Genomic DNA, 18,056 nt, shown 5'->3' with positions numbered 1-18,056 from the left:
TTTGTTATCCCGGATTTTCTCCGGTCAGGCAATTAGCCGGGATATTCTGAATAAGATTATAGCAGAAACGGGAAACCGAAACCAGCCGCGCAGTCCGTTTTTATGAAAGCGCGCAATCATTTAACGCATCCGGATGTCCCGCTGAATCGTCTAAAAATCGGCAGAAATCGGCAAATAGCCAAATCATCTTGCACGATTCTTTGAAATTTGATATAATTATTACAAATTTGAATGGCAGGTGGGCAGATGGAGCTCTCTTTAAAAACTTCACAAAATCTAACGCTTTCGCCCCAGATGGAACTGTCTGTCCGCATTTTGCAGATGGACAGCATCCGGTTGACAGAATATCTCCGGGAAGTCATGCTGGAAAATCCGGTCGCCGAATTGGAATTGCCGCCCGAAAGGGAAAACCGGGATGAACTGGCAATCAAAAAAATGGAATGGCTGGAAAACCAGACCGTCCGTGAAAAAGAAAACGTCGGTTACTATGATGAGGACGACGGCATGACGGTGGAAAAAATGGCTGCCGCGGAAGGCGGGGAAGCCCTCGCTGATTATCTGCTCAGGCAGACTTCCTACTCTGATATTGCCCAAACCCTGCTGCCCGCCGTCCGTTACGTGATTGGATGTCTCGATGAAAACGGCTATCTGGCCATGTCAAAACAGGAACTGCTTGCCTCGTCCGATTTTTCCGAAGAACAAACTTCTCAGGCGGTTTCAGTCGTGCAGGGGTTCGACCCCGCCGGGGTAGGCGCCGCGGATCTGCGCGAATGCCTGCTCCTGCAGCTGGCGCCGGAGGATACGCTTGCCCGCCGGCTGGTGGACTGCCACCTTGAGGAGATTGCCAGAAACAGGATTGCGAATCTTGTGAAACAGTTACATACTTCGGAAACCGAGATTGAGAGTGCAATCCGCCGCATCCGGCAGCTCAATCCCAAACCCGGCGCGCTTTACAGCCGCACGGAAGCCCCGCGTTATATCACGCCGGACGTTGTGGTCACCAGCTTTGAAAACCAGTATAACGTTATGCTCTGTGAATTCAGCTACCCGGAAATCCGGATCAACCAAAGCTATCTTCGCATGGCGCAGGAAAGTGGAGACCGCGAGGTATCCGATTACATCAGCGGAAAAATCAGGCAGATCGAATGGATTCACAAATGCATTGAAAGCCGCAACAATACCCTGCTGCGCGTAGCAAAAGCGATTGTCCGCCGGCAGGAGCGGTTCTTCCGCTACGGGCCGCAGTACCTGAACGTTCTGCGGATGAAGGATGTCGCCGACCAGCTGGAAATTCATGAATCCACCGTCAGCAGGGCTGTACGGGACAAATATCTGCAGTGTTCACACGGCGTCTATCCGCTCAGACATTTCTTTGTGCGCGGGATGGAAAACTGCGCTTCGCCGGAAGCTCCGGGAGCCCCGGACGCAAAACGGCGTATTACCCAGCTCATTGAAGCCGAAAACAGTGCTCGTCCGCTCAGCGACCAGAAGCTCGCGGAGCTGCTGTCCGCCGAGGGGTTCACCATTTCGCGGCGTACGGTCGCAAAATACCGCGAGGAACTCGGCATCCCGAATTCCTCCGCCAGAAAATAGCAACAGGCACGGAGCGTAAATGCCTCCGCGCCTGTTATTTTTTTATACAGATACAAATTCCCGCAGGGCAGCGAGCCGTTTTGCGGCGTCCGTCATCCCCGTCTTGTAAAGCGCCGTCAGCTTTTTGAGGTTCTTTTCAAACCGGCTGATTTCCACAGGCTTTTCGGGCGCGATTACAATTGCCCTGCCCTGTTTTTCAAGACCGTGCAGATCGGCACGGGTTTGGTTATACGCCTCATGCCGGTGATCAAGGGTCTCCACCATGGCCGGATAATCCCGGAACATGCGGCGGTAGACAGGCCGGAAGCTTTCCGGACGTTTGACATAGCCCGCGTCGCGCGTCAAAACCACAATTACCCGATCGCAGCCGTCCTCCAGGGCCCTTTTCACCGGAATCGGGTCGGAGGTACCGCCGTCAAGATAGCTTCCGCCGCGGTAATGGACAATCGGCGAAAACACCGGAATGGAAGAGGATGCCCGCAGCACCGTGCAGTCATGGTCAAAATGCGATTTATCAAAATAGTCGGGCTTCCCGGTTTCGACATCCGTTACACCCGCTGTAAATTCACAGGGATTGGCGAAAAACGCGTCATAGTCAAACGGCTCAAGCCGGTTCGGGATTTCGTCGAATAAGAAGTCCATCCCAAACATGGATTTTGTTTTGAGAAAGCTCTTCAGGCTGACATAACGCTCATCGCCAAGATAACCGGTGTTGACCCGCAGGCTGCGCCCCCGCTGGCCGGAAATATAGGAAACCCCGTTGCAGGCCCCGGCTGAAACGCCGATCACATAGTCCACCATAAATTGGCTGTCCATCAGGCAGTCCAGAACACCGATCGTATAAAGGCCGCGCATTCCGCCGCCTTCCAGAACCAAACCTGTTTTCATTGTCTTTTCCCCGCTTTTATCTGATTATCCTTTATTTTACTAAATTTCCCCATGGATGTCCAGTGCTGTACAGAATTGCGGAATGATTGCCTTTTCGGGCAAGCTATGGTATGCTGAAGCAAGAATCACAATGGAAAAGGATGGTTGGATGAAACTGGCTTCTTGGAATGTGAACGGCCTGCGGGCCTGCCTGGGGAAGGGCATGCTGGAATCGCTGGCGTCGCTGGACGCGGACATCGTCAGCCTGCAGGAAACAAAGATGCAGCCCGAACAGGCGCAGGTCGACCTGCCGGGCTATCTGCAGTACTGGAACAGCGCGGAACGCAAGGGCTATTCCGGCACGGCGGTTTTCAGCCGCATCCCTCCGCTTTCGGTCTCTTACGGGCTGGGGATTGAGGAGCATGACCACGAAGGCCGTGTCATCACGCTGGAATTTGATTCGTTTTTTCTGGTGAATGTCTATACCCCCAACTCGCAGGACAAGCTGGCCCGCATCGATTACCGCATGCGCTGGGAGGAGGATTTCCGCGCCTACGTCATGGGGCTTGACGCCAGAAAACCGGTCATCCTCTGCGGGGACCTCAACGTCGCGCACGAGGAAATCGACCTGAAAAATCCGAAGACCAACCGGGAAAACCCCGGCTTTTCTGATCAGGAGCGCGCTAAAATGACCACGCTGCTCGGCAGCGGCTTCATCGATTCGTTCCGCCATTTTTATCCGGAGCTGACCGGCGCTTACAGCTGGTGGTCCTACCGGTTCAACGCTCGGGCAAACAATGCCGGTTGGCGCATCGACTATTTTTTGGTCTCCGCGCGGCTCCGGGACCGGATGCACGACAGCAGAATCCATCCGGAAATCACCGGAAGCGATCACTGCCCGGTGGAGCTGGAGATTTTCTGAAGGAGCGTTCATCATGCCGCAAAATTACAACGCGCTGACCCTCTCGCACAAAATGTTGGCGGAATTTGTGCGTCCCGGCGGCCTCTGCGTCGACGCGACGATGGGGCGCGGATTTGATACCGCCTATCTGTGCGGCCTGACAGGGCCGGACGGGCAGGTGCTTGCATTTGACATCCAGCAGGACGCGCTGGACAGCACCACCCAACTGTTAAAAGAGCGCGGGCTCTCCAATGCCCGCCTGATTCTGGACAGCCACAGCAACATGGAAGGGTATGTCAAGCCGGAAACGGCGGACTGCGTCGCGTTCAACTTCGGCTGGCTGCCAAAAGGCAACCACTCCATTTTTACGCGGGCGGAAACCAGTATCCCCGCGATTGAGGCCGCCATGCGGGTTGTCCGTCCGGAAGGGCTGATCAGCATGTGCATCTACTACGGCGGGGAATCCGGGTTTGAAGAGCGGGATGCCCTTCTCCGTTATTTTCAAACCATTGATTCCCAGTGTTATACCGTGGTGGTCAGCCAGTTTGTCAACCGCCCCAACTGCCCCACCATCTTCGCCTACATCATCAAGGAACTGTGAAAAAGCGGCTGCCCGGTCCCGGGCAGCCGCTTTCCTGCTCTGCTTCACGGTTCGCCATACCATGCATAGCGCGCCATATTGACACAGTGATCGTCCCCTACCTCGACGCCCTCCGCCTCCAGAAGCCTTTTCTGCTCCTCCGGCCCGCCGAACGCGAATTCGGGCGCGAGACGCCCATTTCGGTTCACCACGCGGTGGCAGGGGATGACGCCGGGCAGCGGGTTCTGGTGGAGCGCGCCGCCCACCGCGCGGGACGCCCGGGGATTTCCGCACAGCATCGCAATCTGTCCGTAAGATGCGACCCGGCCCTTCGGGATTTTCTGCACCGCGTCGTATACCAGTTCATAGAAGCTCATCTGATGTTTCCCCTTTTCACGCATCTGCTTGTTCAGACGATTACGGAATAGAGAAAGTTCTCCCACAGCAGACGCATCCCCTCATCCGTTTCGGGCGGCAGCAGCGCCATAGCCACTGTGTTCTCAACCCCGTCGTCCGTTATCAGCTGTGCATACTCTCCGTTAATCTGTCTGACAGTATAATAAACCGGCCCCATGCGCATCCTCCCAATTCCGGGCGGCATGCCCGGTTGTTTCTGCGGTTATTATAACATAATTACAAACCATTTTATGGTTTGATTCGCCGTAAAGCGGCGATAGCCGACAATGTCGGCTGGATTATGTTTGAACATCCGCAGCGCGGCACATCAGCGTGGCCACAAACAGCTTCGCTATTTGTTCTGCGGTTATTATAGCATAAATCCGCGGTTCCGCCAACCCGCGCGGGCTGAAAACATGGGGATCACTTTGGCGGCGGCAGAAATAATTTCGCGGGATTTCTTGCACAGGAACGGGAAAAATGGTAAAATAATTTGGTTAATGCTTTGTGACCGCCTTTCGGCGTTATACAGCCGGTATGTCCGGGTGGTTTACAGGTTGGAGGAATTTGATTGTCTGACTATATTGATGAAATAAAACGCAGGAGAACCTTTGCGATTATCTCCCATCCGGACGCGGGCAAAACAACGCTGACGGAAAAATTTCTGCTGTACGGGGGCGCCATTGCGCTGGCCGGCTCGGTCAAAGGGAAAAAGAACGCGCGCCATGCCGTTTCCGACTGGATGGAAATTGAAAAACAGCGCGGAATTTCGGTTACATCCTCGGTGATGCAGTTTAATTACGAGGGCTTCTGCATCAACATTCTGGATACACCCGGACATCAGGACTTCTCGGAAGATACCTACCGGACACTGATGGCGGCGGATTCCGCCGTCATGGTCATCGACGCTTCCAAGGGTGTGGAAAATCAGACCCGCAAGCTGTTCAAGGTCTGCGTCCTGCGGCATATTCCTATCTTCACCTTTATCAACAAGATGGACCGTGAGGCACGCGACCCGTTTGATCTGCTTGAACAGATTGAGCAGGAGCTTGGCATCCAAACCTATCCCATGAACTGGCCGATCGGCTGCGGGAAAGAGTTTAAAGGCGTTTATGACCGTAACCGGAAAGAGGTCATCAAGTTTACCGCCGGCGAATTCGCAAACGGCCAGCGCGAAGTTGAAAAAGAGGCGTTCCAGCCCGGCGACCCCCGTCTGGATGAGTTGTTGGGCGAACATCTGCATCGGCAGCTTTCGGACGATATTGAGCTCCTCGACGGGGCAAGCTATGACTTTGACACGGACGCGGTGCAGAACGGGCAGCTGTCTCCCGTATTTTTCGGATCTGCGCTCACAAATTTCGGTGTGGAACCGTTTCTGGAGGATTTTCTCCGCCTGACAACTTCGCCCCTGCCCCGTCAGGCGGGTGAAGATACGGTCGACCCGTTCGACCCGAATTTTACCGCCTTTGTATTTAAGATTCAGGCGAACATGAATAAAGCGCACCGTGACCGTATCGCGTTTATGCGGATTTGTTCCGGTAAGTTTAAAAAGGGCATGGAAGTCTGGCATGTGCAGGGAAACAAAAAAATCAAGCTTTCCCAGCCGCAGCAGCTGATGGCGCAGGAACGTGAAATTGTTGAGGAAGCCTACGCCGGTGACATCATCGGCGTCTTTGACCCCGGCATTTTTTCCATCGGGGACACCATCTGCATGCCGGGACAAAAGCTGGAGTACGCGGGTATCCCGACCTTTGCGCCGGAACACTTCGCCCGTGTCACGCAGGTGGACACCCTCAAGCGCAAGCAGTTCATCAAGGGCACCGCGCAGATTGCGCAGGAGGGCGCTATCCAGATTTTTCAGGAACCGCTCAAGGGCATGGAGGAAGTCATTGTGGGCGTTGTCGGCGTCCTACAGTTTGAAATTCTGGAATACCGTCTGAAAAACGAATATGGCGTAGATATCAGGCGGGAGAACCTCTCCTACCAGTTTATCCGCTGGATTGAAAATGACTACGAGGAAAGCGACCTGAAAAAGCTCGACCTCACCTCCGATACGAAAATCGTGCAGGACTTCAAAGGCAATTTCCTGCTGCTTTTCACCAACGAATGGAATATCCGCTGGGCGCTCGAGAAAAACCCCGACCTGCGCCTGACCGAATTCGGACGCTGGTGATGATAAACAAAAGCGCACTGCCCGGTATTCAGCCGGACAGCGCGCTTTTCGTTTTTATGGAATTCTTACAGACAAACCGTGTCCGGAGGTCAGGCTTCATAGCGCGTCTTTTCAGGCGTCCAGTCTTTAATCACTTCGCCCATTTCCGCGGCTACCCGTTTGGCGCCTTCCAGATCATGCTCCAGATAGTTCCCGCATTCCGACTCGGCGGCTCCCGGAATGTCCCCCTCGAAAGCGGCTACAAATGCAAACGACTCCTGCAAAAGCCTGATGACGTCCTCATGGGACATTTTATCGCGCACGAGGAAATAGAACCCTGTGCGGCAGCCCATGGGTCCCACATAGATGATGCTGTCGCTGAACCGGCTGTTGCGCGCGTAGGTGGCAAACAGGTGCTCAAACGTGTGCAGCACACCGTTTTCCAGATAGTTTCCGCAGTTCGGGCGCCGCATACGGATATCATAGGTTACCACGTCCCCATCCACGCGAGAAACATAGACGCCCGGCTTCAATTTTGTATGATCGACGCAAAAACTGGCAATTTTATTCATGGCAGTTCCTCCAAATAAGTCAGAATTTCCGCATACCGCCCGCAGAGGCTTTCCAGCGACTGTGCGCAGTTTGCGGGGCTTGTGGAAGGGAGCGGAATCGCTTCCCTGCCGACATTTGGCCGGATATAACGGTTGTAAAGCGCAAACGCCTTTGTCCCAGTGGTAAAAACGGCGCGGATGTCCGCGGCCCGCAGAATCGGCGTAAGATCGTTCGGGACGGCATCCCGGATACTGGCGTCCCCCGCCCCTTCAATCATGCACGAATGAAGTACGTCCCACAGCGCAATCCGGTTTTCCAGCATGAGCGCCCGTTTTTCCTCCGTAGTCCGGGGCAATGGACTTTTCAGGATAGACGCCATCACCCGCCAGAACCGGTTCTGCGGATGCCCGTAGAAAAAGCCCGCTTCCCTCGACTTGGGCGACGGCATGGTTCCCAGAACCAGCACGCGGGAGCGCGTATCGTAAACGGGGGAAATCTCATGGACAATACGCTCCGGTTTTCCGCTCCCCGTCATTTCAGCCGGACGGCTTTCAGAACCTGGGACAGCGCATGGGAAGCGGCGACATAACGGATCAGGTCGCGCTCGGCGGCATATCCGCGGCCAAGCTTCAGCTCAATTACATCACTGTGCCATCCGCTGCTGACTCCCACATAGACCAGCCCGACCGGTTTTTCAGCGGTGCCGCCGTCAGGGCCGGCGATTCCGGTTGTGGAAACGGCGATATCCGCCCCTGAAATCCTGCGCGCGCCGTCCGCCATTTCGCGCGCGGTCTGCGGGGATACGGCGCCGTATGTTTGCAGCGTTTCATGGCTGACGCCCAGCACCTTCTCTTTGATTTCATTGGCATAGCTGGTAACGCCGCAGTCAAATACCTGCGAGCTTCCCGGCACATCGGTGATGCGCTTGGAAAGATAGCCGCCGGTACAGCTTTCCGCCGTCGCAAGTTTCAGCCCCTTCTCCTTGAGCGCGCATACAACCGCGGTCTGGAGGTTGTCCACATCCACGCCGTAAATCAGATCCGGAAACCGTTCCTGCAAGTCCTTCAGGACCGGCTGCATCAGCGCTTCCGCTTCCTCCTCGGTTTTGGCGGAGGCGGTGACACGGAGCATCACTTCCCCTTCCTTGGCATACGGCGCCAGGGTCGGATTTTTCATGGCCTGCATCTGATCGCGCAGCTGATATTCCAGCGCGCTCTCGCCGATCCCGAAGAAATAGATGCAGTGGGAGCGGAACACCTGATGAGAACGTTTCATCAGCCACGGCAGAACCTGCTTTTGGAACATCGGCTCCATCTCACGGGGCGGGCCGGGCATCATGACCGCTACTTTTCCGTCCTTTTCCAGAATCGCGCCGGGCGCGGTCCCGTTATGGTTTTCCAGCACAATACAGCCTTTTGGCATCATCGCCTGCTTGAGGTTGTTTTCCGTCATTTCCCGGCCCACCTTTTTAAAAAAGGCAGTCAAAAAATCCGCAGACGGCTGGTGCATTTCCAGCGGCATGCCAAAATATTCGGCAATCGTCTCCTTGCTCAGATCATCATAGGTGGGGCCGAGCCCTCCGGTGGTGATGACAATATTATTACGGGAAAAAGCGATATCCAGCGCCTGCTTCAGGCGTTCCGGGTTATCGCCCACGACCGTATGGTGATACATGTCAATGCCGATATCGGCAAGCCCGCGGGAAATCACCGCCGAGTTGGTATTGACGATGTTTCCCAGCAAAATTTCAGTTCCGATACAGAGAATTTCGGCTGAATCTTTCATTCGGTTTCACTCCATTTCTTTCGCGGTTAGCGCATTTATTATACCACGAATAGGTGCAATCAGCATTCTTTTTTTCGAATTCATGTCTTTCCTCCGCCGGCAATTGGCATTCCGACCTTTACGGTGAGGATAGGTATGTGCTATAATACATAAAAGATGCTTATTTAAACGGTTATGACGCCGTTTTTAATAAAGGAGTTTGAATAGTAGATGGCAAAATATCGCGATTTGCCCCTCTCTGAGGAATTGCTGAACGCTGTGGAACGCATGGGGTTCACAGAAATGACCGAAATTCAGGAAAAAGCCATTCCCGTCATGCTGGAAGGGCACGAGATCATTGCGAAAGCGCCGACAGGCACCGGGAAAACCTGCGCTTTCGGTATCCCGCTGATTGAAAAGGTTGACCTTTCCAGCCCCAGACTGCAGGCGATTGTGCTCTGTCCCACCCGTGAGCTCGCCACCCAGATCTGCGACGAGCTGCGGGAGCTGGCATTTTTCAAGCAGGGGCTTAAAATTATTTCCGTGTACGGCGGACAGCCGATCGACAAGCAGATCAACGCGCTCAAACGCGGCGCGCAGATTGTCGTCGCCACCCCGGGGCGCATGCTCGACCATATGCACCGCCGGACAATCAACCTTTCAGCGGTCAGATACGCCGTCCTCGACGAGGCGGATGAAATGCTGGATATGGGCTTCTACAAAGATGTCTGCAAAATTCTTGACCGCCTGCCCAAGGACAAGCAGATGGTGATGTTTTCCGCTACCATCTCCCGCGAGGTTATGGATATCGGCTGGCTTTACCAGCGGGACACTGTGGAGCTTACCGTAGAGCCGGTGCAGGACAACGAGCCGAAGATTTCACAATATATGATTGAAAGCGTGGGCCGGCAGAAATTCGCGGATCTGGTATATATCATGCAGTTTTATGAATATCACAGAGTGATGATCTTCTGCAACACCAAATATTCCACCACCAGCCTTTCCAGCATGCTGCGGGAAAAGGGGTTCAATGCGGACTGTCTCAACGGCGATATGCGCCAGTCCGAACGCAATAAAATCATGTCCGATTTCCGCGAAGGCAAAATTGATGTGCTGGTGGCTACCGATGTGGCCGCGCGCGGGATCGATGTCACCGATGTGGATGCCGTTTTCAATTTTGAAATTCCCACGGAGAATGAATATTATACGCATCGGATCGGGCGCACCGGGCGGGCAAAAAAAGAAGGAACTTCCTATATCTTTTATTCGCGGGAAGAGCTTCCCCGCCTGCGCAATATTCTGAAATACGCCCGTGCCCATGTGGTGGAACTTCGCTTTAATGAAAAAGGAGAACTTGTGGAAGCTTAAGGCATATGAAAGGCTGTCTCAACGGAGTGAGACAGCCTTTTTTCTTATTCATCGTCCGCAAGGGGGTGGAGTTTATAGGTGAGCCGGATACCGGGGATCGTGCCATAGCTGCTGTAGCATTCCAAAACGCGCTGCGCAACCTTCTGCGCATTTTCATCCGAAGCACCGGGCAATATCACAACAAACTGACAATAGCTGTAGCGCGCATACAAATCCCCACAGCGAAGCGAGCGGGAAATCGCATCCTTGAGAATACGGATAGCCCGATCCCCCAAGCTGGCCGAAGGCACATCGTTATTGCGGTCGATCAGCGTATACAGCACCAGATAGCAGGGCTGCCTGCTCCGTTTGGTGTTTCGCGTGACAAACCGGTAAATGTTCTTGAAGCCCTCATAGGTACAACAATAAGCTCCATCATATTCCTGGGCTTCCGATAACTCCGACAGGATAATGGAAAAATCCGTCTCCACACTGCGGATAGTTTCCATCTCCAAGTCCAGCAGATTGACGTCCTGTTGTTCGTAGACAGAACGTTTATCATTTTGTAGCAACAAGTGCACCTCCTTTTTATTGAGACAGCACCAGCCTGATGCGCATTTACAAATGATGTACGTGAACAGCCTGACACCCGCTTGCAGAACGATCATTCGCTGTAAAACAAGTTTACCTACATTGTGATTATCGACTGAAATTGGCGAAATTTAAATGTTTTGTTTCGTACATTTTAATTTTTTATGATATTACAGTCCTACAATCTGATCGGCTTTTGTTTTCGGGAAAAGGCCGGAGCAAAGCAAGCGCCGGCCTCTCCTGTTTTTATTCGCCTTTACGCTTTGCAAGCAGCGCTTTGATCTTTTCATGCGGGTCAATAATAGAGCTGATAGACATGTCATGATTAATTGCCGCAATGAAATAAGCGATATATTTGGAAACATCCACTTCATAGAACCACTCCCGGCGGCGCAGTTCGGGGCTCCGATAGGTCAGGTTGCTTCCGAATACGCCGTCAACTACCCCGCTGTTCACGGCTTTGTCAAACGGGTCAAGCCCATTTGTGAAAATCGCATAGGTCGCATAGCAGAAAATACGGCGGGCTTTCTGCTTTTTGAGCTCATAGGCAATATCCAGCATCGATTCGCCGGATGAAATAATATCGTCTGTAATGAAAACATCCTTGCCTTCTACGGAAGTACCCAGATATTCATGGGCGACAATCGGGTTGCGCCCGTTGACCACGCGGGAATAATCGCGGCGCTTATAGAACATGCCGAGGTCCACTCCAAGAACGGAGGCATAATACATATTGCGGTTCATGGCGCCCTCATCCGGGCTGACCACCATAAAATGATCCCGGTCCAGCATAAGGTCGGGAACATTGTGGAACAATGCTTTCAGCACCTGATAAGAAGGCATGACATTATCAAATCCCATCAGAGGGATCGCGTTCTGCACGCGGGCATCATGCGCATCAAAGGAAATAATGTTGGAAACGCCCATTGCCTGCAGTTCCTGCAGGGCGCAGGCACAGTCAAGGGATTCCCGGTAGTTGCGGCGATGCTGCCTTCCGCCGTACAGGATGGGCATAATAACAGTGATACGGTGTGCTTTTCCGGATGCCGCCTGAATCAGGCGCTTCAAATCCTGAAAATGGTCATCCGGCGACATATGGTTCTTTTCGCCAAAGAGATCGTATGTGCAGCTATAGTTACCGACATCAATCAGAAAAAACAGGTCATCACCGCGAACCGTGGATTTAATCAGGCCCTTGCTGTCTCCGGAGGAAAACCTCGGGCATTCACTCTCTACAATAAAGGTCTCAATATCTTTGCCGCCTTCCGCAGCCCATTTGGTCAGGTGGGCATCAATTTTTGCACCGAGTTCCTGAGCACCTTCGGTAACAACCAAGCCAAGGGGCGCCACCCGGTTTTCCAAATTAAAAAAATCCCCAACTTCCATCTGTGATGCCATTTGCATAAGCTCCTTTTCTTTTTCGGTTCTTTAAACCGCACATTTTCCAATTTCACTCATTTTTCGGCCGGAAATCCCAGCATATCCGCAATTGAGCCATTTTATTATAACCACACAGACATCGATTGTCAATTTGCGCGCCGTAAAAGAATTCCCTTTTATTGCTCCTGCAAAAGCCCGGCTTCCTCATCCGTTTGTTTCATGGGGTCCTGAAAAAAATCCAGCGCAATCCGGTTGAATGTTTCCGGCTTTTTCCGGGCCACCGCGTGACCGGCTCCCGGAACGACTACAAGCTTTGCGTGCCTGATATTCCTTGCAAGCATCCTGCTGTGGGACGCGCGGATCATATCATGTTGCCCCACCACCACGAGCGTAGGTATTCTGATCGCAGATAAGTTGACCGAGGTAAGATGTGGCTGAGAGACCATAAGCCCTATGACTTCCCGCTTATATCCTGCCGATTCAGAAAATTGGGCGAATAGAAACAGCAGCCAATAGCTGATCCATGTAAAAATCCGCCAAAACAGTTTTACGCCCGACGGGTCTGCGTTCGCACCGTTAAGAATCAGGGAACGAATCATTTCCGGATGCCTGAGCGCAAACAGCATTGCCGTATTGCCTCCGTCGGAAAAACCGAGCAGATGGGCGCTTTTGATCCCCAAATGTTTTAAAAGCGCCGCTGCGTCGTCGGCAAGCCGTTCAAAACGAAGCTCGCCCTCTCCGTGGGTTGATTTTCCGTGAGCGCGCGTATCCATCGCAATCACCCGGTACCGCTGGGCAAATACAGGGATCTGCTTATCAAAATAGTGCAGATCCTCCCCGTTACCGTGAAGCAGCAATAACGGCTCGCCTTCTCCGGTATCCTCGTAGTGCAGCGATGCGCCGTCCACAAAAAACTCCGGCATTTTAGCACCTCCTACCGCAGATTCGCCGCGATCCGCGGCTCTGCTTTATTTCTCTTATTTTACAACAAAAAGAAAAATTTTCCAACAGTAACAGCGGTATGGATTCGGAAAAAAATCATCTCTTACTGAATTTTGGACAGGTTTTCGAATTTTATTGAAACAAAAATGACGAAATGATAAAATAAGTTTATCCGGTTTAACCGGAAGAAAAGAGGATTCATCATGGAACTATCCCCAGAGCAAAAGGCGCTGATTGCCGATGTGAAGAACTGCAAACGGTATTGTGTGGCAAAGTTTGAGTTACGCAGCAGCCGCGAAAGCGATTTAATCTCAACCGCGTTGGATTTTGTCCGCATCAAGGATATACACGATACCATGGAGGCTGTAAAAAGCCGAGGCGCGCTGCTTCGGGAAATGTGCGAAGAAGGGCTGATTCAGGTCTGCTTCCATCTGCCCGTTTCCGCCCGCTCGGATTATCAGATCTATTACGACAGCGATCTGTTTGCGCAGCTTTGCGGGCTTGTGGAGGAAGGACGCGGCAAGCCTGGATTCCTGTTTGACACTGCGGCTGTCAAACGCGGAGTCGTTACCGTTACACAAAAAGGAAGAGCGGCTTATCTTGCCGCTGAATGATAAAATTCTACCTTCTTCACAGCTTCAGGAACTCTTTCCCTATACCATTTATGCACATTTTTGCAGTCCGGTTTTTTCCGCTCCGGCGGGCGGAACCGGGCTGTATTTTCTCTCTAAATTCTAAAATTTTTAAAGACCGCATTTGTGCAAATAACCTACTTCCCCGGCAGACCCCTCCTGCTGTCAGGCTTTTTGCCTGTTTAAATTGGGAACGATATAATAACAGTGGACAGATTTTTTGAGGAGGTTTTTACCATGCGTTCATCCAGGCATTTTTCCACCTATGATATCGTCATCGTAGGGGTTATGGCGGCTTTATGTTTTGTCACAACCGCTTTTCTGAAAATCGGGCCGATTCCTACGCCGGCGGGCCCCACGATGCTGAAGGTCGGCAACATCGTCTGCCTGCTTAGCGGACTGTTGTTTGGGGGTATCCGGGGAGGGCTCTCCGCAGGCATCGGTTCGGCGCTTTATGATCTGACCGATCCGGTTTTTGCGGCAAGCGCCCCGTTTACACTCCTCTTTTTCTTTCTTATGAGCTTTGTATGCGGGCTGATTGCCCATTGGAACGGGAGGAAAGGCACGGACACCAAATGGAATATCATCGGTGCGGTTTCCGGCGCGGGAACCTATCTGGTACTGCATATCGGAAAGAGCCTGATTACCCTGCTGCTCGCGGGAAGCGGATTTTCCGCCGCGATTGCCGCCTGCGGAATCCAATTGATTACTTCCGGATTCAACGCGGTGTTTGCGGTTGTGGTATCGGTGCTTTTGGCGCCTGTCTTCCGCGCCGCCCTGCTTCGCGCGGGGTTCGGCCAGAAACTGTTTCCATCTCGAAATTAGCATAGACTGTGCCGCCCTGCCCGGGCGGCACTTTTTTCAGTTTTAAAAATGTATGTGCCTGGTAAACTCTGACCATACTATAGCCGTCCCCTGAAAATGGAAAGGAGGGTTGCTATGAAAGCAATCATCGACCGTGACGGCTGTATTTCCTGCGGCCTTTGCGCCGAAACCTGCCCTGAGGTGTTCCGGATGGCGGAAGACGGTCTGGCGGAAGCTTATGTGGATGAAATTCCCGAAGAAGAGGAGGATGCCGCCGAGGAAGCGCGCGACGGCTGTCCTGTATCGGTCATCAGCATTAGCTGAACAAAATTTCAGGAACCCCCCTGCCGGCAAGCGGCAAGGGGGTTCCTTTCTTTTTTATAAATTTCGTGTTTTCAGCGCGCGGCTGGCGTTGAGAATCGCAATCACCGATACGCCTACATCCGCAAATACCGCTTCCCACATATTTGCCATGCCAAACGCGCCCAGCGCCAGCACCAGGGCCTTCACGCCCAGCGCAAACACGATGTTCTGCTTTACGATAACGAGTGTTTTACGGGAAATTCGAATGGCAACAGCAATTTTGGAAGGCTTGTCGTCCATAATCACGACATCCGCCGCTTCAATTGCCGCATCCGACCCAAGGCCGCCCATTGCGATTCCGATATCCGCGCGGGAAAGCACCGGCGCGTCGTTGATTCCATCCCCGACGAAGACAAGCTGCCCGCCCGGAATCTTCCGATTCAGCAGTTCTTCCACACGGTCCACCTTGTCGGCGGGCAGCAGCCCGGCATGCACCTCGTCCAGCCCGAGCTGTCCGGCAACCTGCTCGCCGACCGCCTTGGCGTCTCCGGTGAGCATAACCGTCCTGCGCACACCCGCTTTTTTCAACGCCGCGACAGCGGCGGCCGAATCCTCTTTAATGACATCCGATATCACAAGATAACCGATATAAACGCCGTCGGCCGCTACATGCACCGCGGTGCCAATGGCCTCTGCGGGAGCGCAGTCGACACCGATTTTCTGCATCAGCCGGGCATTCCCGACGCATACCTTTCTTCCGTCCACCAGCGCTTTCACGCCGTATCCGGCAAGTTCCTCCACATCGCTCACACGGTTTTCCTCTTTTTGTCCGCCGTAAGCGTTTTGGAGGGAAAGCGAGATCGGGTGGGTGGAATAGCTTTCCGCAAGGGCGGCCAGCTCCAGCAGCTCCTGCTCGGAAACCCCGCTGGGATGCAGCTCCGTGACACGGAAGGTTCCTTTTGTAAGGGTTCCCGTCTTATCAAAAACAACGATATCCGTCCTTGCCAGCGCTTCCAGATAGTTACTTCCCTTTACAAGCACGCCGCATTTTGACGCGCCGCCGATTCCTCCGAAAAAGCTCAGCGGAACGGAGATCACCAGTGCGCAAGGGCAGGAAATGACCAGAAAGATCAGTGCGCGATGCCCCCAGTTAGCAAACCCGCCGCCCAAAACCAGCGGGGGGATTACCGCGAGCAGAGCCGCGCCAAGGACAACCGCCGGTGTATACCAGCGGGCAAATTTGGTAATAAAGTTTTCCGCCTTTGCTTTTTTGCTGCCCGCATTTTCCACAAGGTCAAGAATTTTCGCAACGGTGGACTCGCCAAATTCTCTGGTGACCTCCACTGTCAGCATACCGGTTAGATTGATACAACCGCTGATCACGCCGTCCCCAACCTCTACCTCACGCGGAAGAGCCTCACCGGTCAGTGCGGAAGTATCCAGTGTTGAGGTACCTTCAAGCACCTTACCGTCCAGCGGCACTTTTTCGCCCGCTTTAATGACAATTCGATCTCCGACGGCAACTTCCTCCGGGTCTACCTGCTTCAGGCCGTCCGGGGTCGGAACGTTGGCATAATCGGGACGTATATCCATCAGTGTGGAAATAGATTGGCGGGAGCGGCTGACCGCGTAGCTTTGGAACAGTTCCCCCACCTGATAGAACAGCATAACCGCAACGCCTTCCGGATATTCCCCCACAAAAAATGCACCCATGGTGGCGATACTCATGAGAAAATTCTCATCAAACACCTGCCCCTGCGCAATATTTCTGCACGCTTTCCAAAGCACATCTCCCCCCACCACCAGATAAGCGGGCAGAAACAGGAATAACCTCCCAATCCCGCTCTGCGGAATCAAAAGCGCGATCATAAACAGCAAGGCCCCTAATACAATGCGCAGAAAAGCACGTTTCTGTTTCTTCGACAACAACGATACCCCCTCAAACTGCTAATTTAATATGTCTCAAAGCACGACAGAACAGTCGGGTTCAATTTTCCTGCAAATTTTTACGGCTTCCTTTACGATTGCCTCAAACTTTTCATCGACAGCCTCAATGGTCATCTTCTGCGTCATAAAGCTGACGGTCGCGGCGCTGACCCCATCGATCTGCTTAATCGCCGCCTCCATCTTTGCGGCGCAGTTGGCACAGTCAAGATCTTTCATACGGTATGTCTTTTTCATACAAATTCCCCCATTCTTTATTCTGTAATATGTTCCATACCCTGGCTGATAATGGTTCTGACATGACCGTCCGCCAGGGAATAAAAAACGATTTTTCCGTCTCTGCGGAATTTGACCAGCCGTGACTGCTTGAGCACCCGCAGCTGGTGGGAAATCGCGGACTGGCTCATATTGAGCAGCTGCGCAATATCACACACGCACATTTCCGCCTCCAACAGCACATAGAGAATTTTAATGCGGGTGCTGTCCCCGAAAATCTTATAGAGTTCGGCCAGATCATAAAGCAGTTCTTCATCCGGCATCTGTTCCGTAACGGCTGAAATAACTTCCGGATGTGTGCAGATATAATCACAGCGCTCCACTCCATTTATATCTGTCATATTCTCACCTCTTCATATGAATCATTGTTCATATGTTCATTATATGTTCCGACAAACGTTTTGTCAATAGCTTCCGGTTCTTCTTTAAAATTTTTTATCGAGGCGGCAAATTTAGCCCATGACGATCAAACTGCCGCCCATCATGTCCGGTTCCTCGGGGTCATGTGTAACAAGAATCAGCGTCTTCCCCCGGAGATTTTCTTTCACAAAGGCCGCTGTCCGGGCGCGGGTACCTTCATCCAATCCCCTGAACGGCTCATCCATTAAAACTGCCTCGGAGGGCGCCAGCACACCGCGTACGATTGCCACACGGCGTTTCATTCCGCCGCTCAGCTCCCCCGCCGGCTGGTACAGGGATGCTTCTTCCAGGCCGACCGCCCGCAGCGCGGCTTCTATCGCCTCTCGTTTCACCGTTTTGGGGCAGACGATCCGGATATTTGAAACAGCGCTCAGGTTTTCGCACAGACGGTCCTCCTGAAAGACCGCGCTGATCTTCCGCCCCGACAGTCCTTTCACCCTTCCGCCGTCGGCAGATTCCAGCCCCATGAGAATGCGCAGCAGCGTTGTTTTCCCGCAGCCGGACGGGCCCATGATGCAGGTGGTCTCTCCCTCCGGAAATGCGGCGCTGAAGCCGGAAAGGACCGGAATCCCGCGATACTGTTTCGAAAGATTTTCTACCGCAATTTCCATC

Annotated in this window: 21 protein-coding genes; 8 read left to right on the top strand and 13 right to left on the bottom strand. The window is 53.0% G+C overall.

The window, feature by feature from the left end; all coding sequences use genetic code 11:
- Window positions 1–246: 246 nt before the first annotated feature.
- Entirely contained in the window at window positions 247–1,593 is a 1,347-nt protein-coding gene (gene rpoN / locus C1A10_RS11930) for an RNA polymerase factor sigma-54 (protein ID WP_180951121.1), read from the top strand.
- Window positions 1,594–1,635: 42 nt separating this feature from the next.
- Here the strand turns inward: rpoN and C1A10_RS11925 are convergent, their stop codons facing one another.
- Window positions 1,636–2,481 (bottom strand): patatin-like phospholipase family protein, encoded by an 846-nt coding sequence (locus C1A10_RS11925; protein WP_101910469.1) that lies wholly within the window; start codon window positions 2,479–2,481, stop codon window positions 1,636–1,638.
- Between the two features lie 148 nt (window positions 2,482–2,629).
- On the opposite strand from C1A10_RS11925, the gene C1A10_RS11920 reads away from it, so the two are divergent.
- Together C1A10_RS11920 and mnmM are read left to right on the top strand one after the other, a co-directional pair.
- A complete protein-coding gene (locus tag C1A10_RS11920) occupies window positions 2,630–3,382 on the top strand; it encodes an exodeoxyribonuclease III (RefSeq protein WP_101911649.1) in 753 nt (250 codons plus the stop codon).
- A 13-nt stretch (window positions 3,383–3,395) separates the two neighbouring features.
- Window positions 3,396–3,962 carry a tRNA 5-(aminomethyl)-2-thiouridylate-methyltransferase MnmM gene (gene mnmM, locus C1A10_RS11915; RefSeq protein WP_242968923.1) on the top strand — a complete coding sequence of 189 codons (567 nt, stop codon included), beginning with the start codon at window positions 3,396–3,398 and terminating at the stop codon, window positions 3,960–3,962.
- 44 nt (window positions 3,963–4,006) lie between these two features.
- Here mnmM and C1A10_RS11910 read toward each other — a convergent pair whose 3' ends face one another.
- Window positions 4,007–4,384, bottom strand: a complete 378-nt coding sequence (locus tag C1A10_RS11910) for an MGMT family protein (RefSeq protein WP_341456916.1) — start codon at window positions 4,382–4,384, stop codon at window positions 4,007–4,009.
- Window positions 4,351–4,515 carry a hypothetical protein gene (locus tag C1A10_RS18520; RefSeq protein ID WP_180951120.1) on the bottom strand — a complete coding sequence of 55 codons (165 nt, stop codon included), beginning with the start codon at window positions 4,513–4,515 and terminating at the stop codon, window positions 4,351–4,353. The genes C1A10_RS11910 and C1A10_RS18520 overlap by 34 nt, the downstream gene beginning before the upstream one ends.
- Before the next feature lie 393 nt (window positions 4,516–4,908).
- Here C1A10_RS18520 and C1A10_RS11905 point away from each other — a divergent pair, with 393 nt between their 5' ends.
- A complete protein-coding gene (locus tag C1A10_RS11905) occupies window positions 4,909–6,510 on the top strand; it encodes a peptide chain release factor 3 (RefSeq protein WP_101910467.1) in 1,602 nt (533 codons plus the stop codon).
- Between the two features lie 89 nt (window positions 6,511–6,599).
- Here the strand turns inward: C1A10_RS11905 and C1A10_RS11900 are convergent, their stop codons facing one another.
- The 3 genes from C1A10_RS11900 to C1A10_RS11890 are packed head-to-tail and all read right to left on the bottom strand — an operon-like array spanning window position 6,600 to window position 8,826.
- Complete coding sequence (locus C1A10_RS11900) at window positions 6,600–7,061, bottom strand: S-ribosylhomocysteine lyase (RefSeq protein WP_101910466.1); 462 nt, start codon at window positions 7,059–7,061, stop codon at window positions 6,600–6,602.
- Window positions 7,058–7,576: a DNA-deoxyinosine glycosylase gene (locus C1A10_RS11895; RefSeq protein ID WP_101910465.1), complete on the bottom strand. Its 519-nt coding sequence runs from the start codon at window positions 7,574–7,576 to the stop codon at window positions 7,058–7,060. The genes C1A10_RS11900 and C1A10_RS11895 overlap by 4 nt, the downstream gene beginning before the upstream one ends.
- Window positions 7,573–8,826, bottom strand: coding sequence for a competence/damage-inducible protein A (locus C1A10_RS11890; RefSeq protein ID WP_101910464.1), 1,254 nt, complete (start codon window positions 8,824–8,826; stop codon window positions 7,573–7,575). The genes C1A10_RS11895 and C1A10_RS11890 overlap by 4 nt, the downstream gene beginning before the upstream one ends.
- A 210-nt stretch (window positions 8,827–9,036) precedes the next feature.
- Between C1A10_RS11890 and C1A10_RS11885 the strand changes: the two genes are divergently transcribed.
- Window positions 9,037–10,173: a DEAD/DEAH box helicase gene (locus C1A10_RS11885; RefSeq protein ID WP_101910463.1), complete on the top strand. Its 1,137-nt coding sequence runs from the start codon at window positions 9,037–9,039 to the stop codon at window positions 10,171–10,173.
- 44 nt (window positions 10,174–10,217) lie between these two features.
- Here the strand turns inward: C1A10_RS11885 and C1A10_RS11880 are convergent, their stop codons facing one another.
- The 3 genes from C1A10_RS11880 to C1A10_RS11870 all read right to left on the bottom strand — a co-directional run bounded on the left by C1A10_RS11880 (window position 10,218) and on the right by C1A10_RS11870 (window position 13,046).
- Window positions 10,218–10,724, bottom strand: a complete 507-nt coding sequence (locus C1A10_RS11880) for a diguanylate cyclase domain-containing protein (protein ID WP_180951119.1) — start codon at window positions 10,722–10,724, stop codon at window positions 10,218–10,220.
- A 265-nt stretch (window positions 10,725–10,989) separates the two neighbouring features.
- Window positions 10,990–12,141, bottom strand: coding sequence for a ribose-phosphate pyrophosphokinase (locus tag C1A10_RS11875; RefSeq protein WP_101910461.1), 1,152 nt, complete (start codon window positions 12,139–12,141; stop codon window positions 10,990–10,992).
- A 158-nt stretch (window positions 12,142–12,299) separates the two neighbouring features.
- Entirely contained in the window at window positions 12,300–13,046 is a 747-nt protein-coding gene (locus C1A10_RS11870; protein WP_101910460.1) for an alpha/beta fold hydrolase, read from the bottom strand.
- A 222-nt stretch (window positions 13,047–13,268) separates the two neighbouring features.
- Here C1A10_RS11870 and C1A10_RS11865 point away from each other — a divergent pair, with 222 nt between their 5' ends.
- The 3 genes from C1A10_RS11865 to C1A10_RS11855 all read left to right on the top strand — a co-directional run bounded on the left by C1A10_RS11865 (window position 13,269) and on the right by C1A10_RS11855 (window position 14,825).
- Window positions 13,269–13,679, top strand: coding sequence for a hypothetical protein (locus C1A10_RS11865; RefSeq protein ID WP_101910459.1), 411 nt, complete (start codon window positions 13,269–13,271; stop codon window positions 13,677–13,679).
- 255 nt (window positions 13,680–13,934) lie between these two features.
- On the top strand, window positions 13,935–14,522 hold the full coding sequence (locus C1A10_RS11860; RefSeq protein ID WP_101910458.1) for an ECF transporter S component: 588 nt from the start codon (window positions 13,935–13,937) through the stop codon (window positions 14,520–14,522).
- Between the two features lie 114 nt (window positions 14,523–14,636).
- Window positions 14,637–14,825 (top strand): ferredoxin, encoded by a 189-nt coding sequence (locus C1A10_RS11855; protein ID WP_101910457.1) that lies wholly within the window; start codon window positions 14,637–14,639, stop codon window positions 14,823–14,825.
- Between the two features lie 54 nt (window positions 14,826–14,879).
- On the opposite strand, the gene C1A10_RS11850 is transcribed toward C1A10_RS11855, so the two are convergent.
- The 4 genes from C1A10_RS11850 to C1A10_RS11835 all read right to left on the bottom strand — a co-directional run bounded on the left by C1A10_RS11850 (window position 14,880) and on the right by C1A10_RS11835 (window position 18,055).
- The gene (locus tag C1A10_RS11850; RefSeq protein WP_180951118.1) at window positions 14,880–16,730 is read right to left on the bottom strand and encodes a heavy metal translocating P-type ATPase; all 1,851 of its coding nucleotides are present in this window, start codon (window positions 16,728–16,730) and stop codon (window positions 14,880–14,882) included.
- A gap of 36 nt (window positions 16,731–16,766) precedes the next feature.
- Window positions 16,767–16,985: a cation transporter gene (locus C1A10_RS11845; protein ID WP_101910456.1), complete on the bottom strand. Its 219-nt coding sequence runs from the start codon at window positions 16,983–16,985 to the stop codon at window positions 16,767–16,769.
- Between the two features lie 17 nt (window positions 16,986–17,002).
- Window positions 17,003–17,365: an ArsR/SmtB family transcription factor gene (locus C1A10_RS11840; protein ID WP_101910455.1), complete on the bottom strand. Its 363-nt coding sequence runs from the start codon at window positions 17,363–17,365 to the stop codon at window positions 17,003–17,005.
- A gap of 111 nt (window positions 17,366–17,476) precedes the next feature.
- Window positions 17,477–18,055, bottom strand: coding sequence for an ATP-binding cassette domain-containing protein (locus C1A10_RS11835; RefSeq protein WP_101910454.1), 579 nt, complete (start codon window positions 18,053–18,055; stop codon window positions 17,477–17,479).
- Window position 18,056 lies beyond the last annotated feature (1 nt).

Origin of the sequence: Marasmitruncus massiliensis, assembly GCF_900186535.1 — a bacterium.
Classification (GTDB): domain Bacteria; phylum Bacillota; class Clostridia; order Oscillospirales; family Ruminococcaceae; genus Anaerotruncus; species Anaerotruncus massiliensis_A.
This window is presented reverse-complemented; position numbering and strand designations above follow the sequence as displayed.